The 6,731-nt window shown below is 34.6% G+C and carries 5 protein-coding genes; 2 read left to right on the top strand and 3 right to left on the bottom strand.

Features of this window, described 5'->3' with window-relative positions; translation table 11 throughout:
- Window positions 1-104: 104 nt before the first annotated feature.
- Entirely contained in the window at window positions 105-1,307 is a 1,203-nt protein-coding gene (locus tag FJR04_RS24090; protein ID WP_168499634.1) for an AAA family ATPase, read from the bottom strand.
- Window positions 1,308-1,982: 675 nt separating this feature from the next.
- Here FJR04_RS24090 and FJR04_RS24095 point away from each other — a divergent pair.
- Entirely contained in the window at window positions 1,983-2,417 is a 435-nt protein-coding gene (locus FJR04_RS24095; protein ID WP_371718777.1) for a PleD family two-component system response regulator, read from the top strand.
- A 17-nt stretch (window positions 2,418-2,434) separates the two neighbouring features.
- On the opposite strand, the gene FJR04_RS24100 is transcribed toward FJR04_RS24095, so the two are convergent.
- Window positions 2,435-3,547: a hybrid sensor histidine kinase/response regulator gene (locus FJR04_RS24100; protein ID WP_168499638.1), complete on the bottom strand. Its 1,113-nt coding sequence runs from the start codon at window positions 3,545-3,547 to the stop codon at window positions 2,435-2,437.
- 22 nt (window positions 3,548-3,569) lie between these two features.
- Window positions 3,570-4,877: an ATP-binding protein gene (locus tag FJR04_RS24105; protein WP_168499640.1), complete on the bottom strand. Its 1,308-nt coding sequence runs from the start codon at window positions 4,875-4,877 to the stop codon at window positions 3,570-3,572.
- 1,110 nt (window positions 4,878-5,987) lie between these two features.
- Between FJR04_RS24105 and FJR04_RS24110 the strand changes: the two genes are divergently transcribed.
- Window positions 5,988-6,710: a response regulator transcription factor gene (locus tag FJR04_RS24110; RefSeq protein ID WP_168499646.1), complete on the top strand. Its 723-nt coding sequence runs from the start codon at window positions 5,988-5,990 to the stop codon at window positions 6,708-6,710.
- Window positions 6,711-6,731: the final 21 nt, after the last annotated feature.

Raw genomic sequence — 6,731 nt, forward strand, 5'->3', positions numbered from 1 at the left:
TTATAAGTTTTCCCACCTACCTACTTAAGCATTTGTTGGGTTAAGCGATAGCGCCACCCAACCTACAAAAACTCTTAATCAAACAGTATTGCTTCTTAGACCTGTTAAACAAATTTCTTGCTGAACTCACACATTAAATCTACTCGACCTTTTCTTAACATGGCTGGATCTAGTCTTTCAGTAGTATTACAAGTCATTAATATTACTAATCTTTGCTCTATTTGAATACCAGATTCATCAACTACACTCTGGTATAATGTACCATCTAATAAAGCTAAAATATGCTCAGTTTTGTTGTTATATTGTGCTACTTCTGAAGCCCGATCTTGAGCTAGATTATCAGCTTCATTGATGATAATACAAATGCGCTCTAAATATGTTGGGGGGACAAAGTTAGTAATGGCATCATGATCTAAAATGAAAATTACATATCCTAAAGGAACAAGAATTTCTTGGGCAACACTCTGTGTCCATGCTGTTTTACCTGTACCTGGTGCGCCATGTACTACAACTGCTAATTGATTTTGATCTAAAATTGTTTGTTGAACTAAGTCAGTAAACTCTTGAATGTCTTGGGGAAATGTCCGTAATGGATACTGACTATTAACTTTTCCCACACGACTTTGATATCCACTCAGCATAACTGCTAAATCATAAGTCGCTTTATTAATTAATGGCTTCATATTTTTAGCCATTAAGGTATAATTCCTTCTCCCTCTTTCATAAGCCTCTATTTGTAACCAAATATCATGTTCTGACCAATAAGCATAAACTGTATTAACCACATCTAGTCTTTCCCAGTTCACAAATTTTTCTACTGGAAAATAAAAGTCTCTTTCTGAGTAATATTGAGTGATAATATTAGGACGTTCTAATAATTTCAAAACTCGTAATACGGTAATTTCTTGCAGAAGATTTAGTACATAATCAATAGGAATACTATTACGGTTTACAAACTGCACAAGAGGTGTTTCTGTACTCAAGAAGTCTTTATGACGATGTTCTGGGGTGAGCATATCTGGTGTAATGTAGTTCCAATATTTTTGGAATTCACCACGGGTGTAATCTGAGGCTAAATTTAAAATATTTGCCCACCAAGCATACTCTTTTCTGGCCAAAGCATCAGCATAATAACTGGCTAGGTTAATGCTTTTTTGAGTTAATTCCTGGGTATCATGGAATACTATTTTCCCGAAATATTCCCAATCAAAGTCTCTGTGAAATGGCCGCCAACCACTAGACAGCAAGTTTTGACAGTTTTTATTGATGTTATTACTTTCGTTAGTTCTGAAATAGTCAAAATCCATATTTTAAATTTTTCTCTGCTGATACAGACGATAATGCACAACTTTTTTATCACGCCCATTTATGTAATATACTATATTACATGAGTAGAAGTGGTGTCAACTATTCTACTCATTATTTGGCTGCTTGAGCAATAACTATATAATTCGAGTTTTGGTGCTATTTTACTACTTCTATTAGGTTCTGAGATATATGGTAATTCCCATTTAGGTAAGGTACAAGCAGAAAGTATTAACCGCAGATGAACGCAGATGAACGCAGATCAATTTGTACTTGGTAAGATTAAGAAAGTATAAATTAGAAAATCGCAGTAAGTTTAGATTAGGGATTATTTCATCCAAAATCTCAACTTTTTCGGAAGGTGGGAGTTGGTTAAGTAGTGTTTATTTGAGAATCAATTTTTTCTGTTCTATCCACTTAGTTAGTAAAAATAACAACAATAAACCCTATTTCTGGGAGGAGTAGGGTTTTATATTTCTTGATTTTTGTCAATAAATTTATTGCTATTTTTGCATATAATCAAAATATATCTGCTAAAAGTATTAAAGCTGGGTGCTTATTTCTTATTCGATAGGATAAACACCCCATGAAGACTGCTTGGTTCGTCTGTTCTACTCAGAAAGACGACTACTCCCATTAACTACTGTGGAGACGAGATGTATCTAGCACATTCGTTCATGAGTCATGAGAAACGGCAAAAACATCAACAGCCTTTAGTTTTAGTAGTAGAAAATCATGATGATAGTTTACTGTTAATGAGTTATACTTTGGAGTTACTTGGTTGTCGGTTTATTTGTCAAAAAGACGGGTTAAAAACCTTACTTGCAGCGCAGGAGTATCAACCGGATTTAATTTTATTGGATATTTTTTTACCTGGTATGAGTGGTTTGGATATTGTTAAATATCTGAAGCAGGAGTCATTGACTAATCATATCCCTGTGGTGGCGGTGACGGTTTTAGCTGGGAGGGAGGATCAAGTGCAGATTCTCCAGGCTGGTTTTGATGATTATATCAGTAAACCTTATATGATTGAAGAATTAGCTGCAATTATGGGTCGGTTACTAGGTAGAGAATTTAATCTATCCTGGGTTTTGGAAATATGTCAGGAATAAATATTTATTAATAGAAGTTAGGTTTTTTTAGGTAGTCTGAGTGTAAATGTGCTACCTTTACCAATTGCTGATGAAAGTTCTATTTTACCTCCATGTGCTTCCATGATGTATTGTGAAAGATGTAGTCCTAAACCACTACCGGATCTTTTATTTCTACCTTGACGAAATCGTTCAAAGATTGTTCCTTGATCTTCTGGTGCAATCCCATAACCTGTATCTTGAACTTCGATGATGACTTCACTGGGATGGTGAGAAGATGAGGTTTCAAAAATACGGATCTCTATGCTACCTGTATCGGTAAATTTTATGGCATTACCGATTAAATTATTTAATACTCGTCGTAATTCTAAGCGATCGCCGTGAACAATTCCAGTATTATCTCCGGTTGGGCTGAGTTGATGAGTATCTAATTTTAAAACTAAGTTTTTCTCAAGTGCTAAGGGGGTGAGTTCACTGACTACTTCAGATGCGATTGTGATTAAATTGCATGATTCATAGTTTAAGTTCTTTTTACCGGCTTCAAAACGGTAAACTTCTAGAAGGGTATTAACCATATCTAGAAGATTTTGATTACTGCGAATCATGACATTAATTGCTTGTTTCATTTCTGGAGATATCTGACAAAAGATTTCTTGTAGAAAGAAATTCAGCATTCTGTCAGCAGCTACTAGAGGTGTGCGTAAATCATGGGTAAGACGCGAAACGAAGTCTTCCCGCTGTCGGGTCATTTTTTCTTGTTCGTCAATGCTGTGCTTTAATCTCAGGAGCGATCGCACTCTTGCTAATAATTCTTCTGTATCAAAGGGTTTACGAATAAAATCATCAGCACCAGCATCTAAACCTTCCACAACACTAGATTCATGAAAAGCTGTCAATAGCAAAATGGGAATATAGTTAATTTCCGGATTATTCCGAATTCGGCGGGTGACTTCATAACCATTGATTCCCGGCATCATCACATCTAAAATAATCAGATCCGGTGGAAATTCTACTACTTTTTCTAAGGCTGCTTGACCATTGCTAACTGAATCAATATCATATCCTTCGCTTTCTAAAATTGTTCGCACTAAAATTAGATTATCTTTTGTATCGTCAACCGACAAAATACGGTCTTTTTTAAGAATAGACATAATGAATCAACTGCTGAATAATCTACAATTTCAAATTTGGATAATTTAGGGATGCTTTATTATGGGAGTATAGAGAATAAAATTGATTCTGATGGGAATGGAAAACAATATCACCTAGATTATCTGCTAAATTGATCTTTCGTGGGAGTTCTATTTTAAAGATTGAACCGACTCCTAATTTACTTTCGATATATATTTTTCCTCCCATAATCCGGACTAATGAATCAATAATAGCTAAACCTAACCCTGTCCCTGAATATTTCCGACTAATCCCTTGATCTACTTGATGAAAAGCCGCAAAAATATTTTGGAAGTCCTGAGAAGCAATCCCAATTCCTGTATCTTTCACAATCATTATAACTCGATTTTTAGGTGCTTCTTTGATTTCTACCCAAATATTTCCAGATTCTGTAAACTTAATGGCATTGGAAAGTAAATTAATTAAAATCTGACGTAATCGCACTGCATCATTGAATACTAAGGTATTTTCTAAATCTGTTTTGACTAGTAAAGATAAGTTTTTGGCTTCAGCTAAAGAGCGGATTTCTGCTACTGTATTATTAACGACTTTTGATAAATCCAATATTTCTGGCTTTAGTTCTAATTTTCCAGCTTCTAAATGAGAAAAGTCGAGGATTTCATTGAGCAGCATGAGGAGATTTTTACCATTATTGAGGATTCGTTCTACCATGTCCAATTGTTGGTTTGTCAATTGACCAAATTTAGGACGTAATAGTATTTGCGAAAATCCAATAATCGCATTCATTGGGGTTCTCAGTTCATGAGATATGGTGGCTAAAAACAGGGATTTCAATCTTGATGTTTCCAAAACTTTGAGGTTTTGTAATTGGATCTGTTGCTGTTGTTTATCTAATTCTTGATGCTGAAGAGTTAACTGTTCACGACTTTCTTTAAGTTGTTGATTGGCTAGTTCTAGCTGCATTTCAGTCTGGTGGATACGAATTGCAGTTTGTAAGATATGAGTTATGGTTTCTGAAGATAATGTAGACTTGATAAAATACTCACTAGCACCTGCTTGTATACAATCTCTAGCTATTTCTTCATTTCCGGCATCTATCATCACTACTATAGGAACTTTGATGCCTGAAGAATGTAATTTATGGATTAATCTTAAGCAATCTTGATTTTGTAAGTGATAGTCGAGAAATACGCAATCATAGTGATTCTTGATGAGAGCAAAGAAGGCATGATTCCCGTCTTTGACTTCATCAAGTTCCATTCTCATACCTGCTTCAGTCAGAGCTAGACGGACGATTACACGGTCTACCTCATCATCTTCTACAACTAAAATTTTTAGCGTCTCTTCCATCGGTTTTTATTTTTGCTGTCAAATACAGATTGAGGTTCAATATTTCTGTTTTCACAGTCTCTAGATTATACAAGTAATGATGTTTGCAAATCCAAAAATAGACCTAGATGAATTCAGGGTTTTTACAGTATATACATGGGAAATTTTTTACTTCATCTTGATTTTTACCTGCTTGTGTATTTTAATAAATTTTGCCATTATTTGCACGGTTAAATTTATTTTTTTACCTAATTTTGCGATTTTTCTTGAAAATCTTTACATTAGAGGAAGTGGAAATAAAGGTATATGTTAATTTTTGAAAAACAATGACTTTTACTTCTAGTCCACAATGGTATAAGTTAACTAAGCAATTAAAAAAATCTTCAAAAGCTGGTGTTTTTTTGGCTTTTTAAATTTTTAATCTGCTCTGTGGGAACGGTACAATAAGGCTAAAGTCTGAAATAAAGAAATGGGAATTTATTTTTAAGTAAAATAAAATACTTTATCCAGTTAAAAACATTGTAAATTAGCAAATCATTAACTGTCCTCACCCATTAGTGAGAGTTGCATGGAAACATTATGTACCACAAGCTTGAGCATTTTTACTTAAATAAGTAGGATTATGGCTAAATAAAAATTACGCATCTAAACCGTATGAATACGTTTATATGCTAAAAAGCAGAGACTCTTGGCAGGAATTAAGAGAGTTGAAAGTCTTTCTGCGTAGAGCTTTGATAATTACTATCTGTCTAGAAACTGTGATATTAGACCCCCGGCACATTTTGTGATCATGTTTTTTATGTAATTTTTCTGATTCGTCTCAATAATCTCATTGATTTGGTGATAAATATCTATATATCTTTAGCTAGATTCTTGTATCTAGATAACTTCAAAAGTCTGCTATTTTATACCTCTCTAGATAGATGTTAATTGGTTATAGAATTCTCTATCATTGGGTTGGGTAAATTAGATGAAATTTTTAGAAAAAGTTTTAGTTAGTGCGGCTGTGTAAAAAGAGTGATTAAGTCAAAAAGTTTAAAAGCCAAACAAACAAGCTTTTTTTCTGGCTATATTCTATTTCTGGTTTCCTGGCACTATTAAAGAAGCAATTCGATTATCATGGGTGTAACAATGAGTGAAATTAGTATTCTGTTAATTGAAGATCATGATTTAACGCGAATGGGACTCAAAACTGAATTGCAGTCACACAGCGGCTTTAAAGTGATTGGTGAGGCGGCTAATGCGACTCTGGGATTAAAACTTTTGGAAACTACTAAACCAGATGTGGCTGTGATAGATATTGGTTTACCTGATATGGACGGGATTGAATTGACGCGCAAATTTAGACGTTATCAGGCGGAAACCGGACAATCACAAACAAAGATTTTGATTTTGACGATGGATCATACAGAAGATGCTGTCTTGGCGGCTTTTGCAGCGGGGGCAGATTCTTATTATATGAAGGAAACAAGTATTAATAAATTTACTGAAGCTGTACAAGTTACTTTTGGAGGAAATTCTTGGATTGATCCAGCGATCGCTAATGTAGTATTAAGAAAAATGCGTCAAGGTGTCCCTGGTGATAGTCAATCACAGGATAAGACGAAAACTGTCAAAATCGAAGCTCTAGAAACAGAATATGAACAGGTTCTAGAAACCTATCCTCTCACTCAACGGGAATTGGAAATTTTAGAGTTGATTGTCGCTGGTTGCAGTAATGGACAAATTGCCGAGAAGTTATATATTACTGTGGGAACAGTAAAAACCCATGTTCGCAATATTTTAAATAAACTCTGCGCTGATGATCGTACTCAAGCCGCTGTTCGGGCTTTACGTTCTGGATTGGTAGTGTGAAAAATAATTGACAATTGATAA

The sequence above is a fragment of the Anabaena sp. UHCC 0204 genome, assembly GCF_009711975.1.
Lineage (GTDB): Bacteria > Cyanobacteriota > Cyanobacteriia > Cyanobacteriales > Nostocaceae > Dolichospermum.

Bases quoted from the DNA above. Each gene is read 5' to 3' on its own strand.
- FJR04_RS24090 (WP_168499634.1), bottom strand. From the start codon at position 1,307: ATGGATTTTGACTATTTCAGAACTAACGAAAGTAATAACATCAATAAA.
- FJR04_RS24095 (WP_371718777.1), top strand. From the start codon at position 1,983: ATGAGTCATGAGAAACGGCAAAAACATCAACAGCCTTTAGTTTTAGTA.
- FJR04_RS24100 (WP_168499638.1), bottom strand. From the start codon at position 3,547: ATGTCTATTCTTAAAAAAGACCGTATTTTGTCGGTTGACGATACAAAA.
- FJR04_RS24105 (WP_168499640.1), bottom strand. From the start codon at position 4,877: ATGGAAGAGACGCTAAAAATTTTAGTTGTAGAAGATGATGAGGTAGAC.
- FJR04_RS24110 (WP_168499646.1), top strand. From the start codon at position 5,988: ATGAGTGAAATTAGTATTCTGTTAATTGAAGATCATGATTTAACGCGA.